Origin of the sequence: Streptococcus mitis (genome assembly GCF_002096845.1) — a bacterium.
In the GTDB taxonomy this organism is placed as follows: Bacteria; Bacillota; Bacilli; order Lactobacillales; family Streptococcaceae; genus Streptococcus; species Streptococcus mitis_A.
This window is the reverse complement of record NZ_NCVK01000043.1, coordinates 1-309: the sequence shown is the minus strand read 5'-3', so window position 1 is coordinate 309 and position 309 is coordinate 1. Positions and strand designations below refer to the sequence as shown.

The following is a 309-nucleotide window of genomic DNA, read 5'->3' as shown; positions in this document are numbered from 1 at the left end:
TGCATTTTTCTATTTAACTCGGGAAGTAGCTCAGCTTGGTAGAGTACTTGGTTTGGGACCAAGGTGTCGCAGGTTCGAATCCTGTCTTCCCGATTTGTTTCAGAGATACGTAAGCGTATCTTTTTATTTAACTAGATATTATATACATTAAGAGAGAAACAGTTTGCTTTTCAATGTCATTAAGTTAGTGATCTAACTACTTGAATAGGAGGTGTGATTGAGATCATCAAAGTGATTCTCTATCGTATCTTCTATTTTTTTGCATGACAAATAAAGGTTTTTTCACCCTATTTTTTGAGATTTATGTTA

1 tRNA gene is annotated in these 309 nt (G+C 34.0%); it reads left to right on the top strand.

Annotated features, from left to right (window positions below):
- Positions 1-19 precede the first annotated feature (19 nt).
- Positions 20-93 (top strand) — tRNA-Pro (locus B7695_RS07095).
- The last annotated feature ends 216 nt before the right edge of the window (positions 94-309 follow it).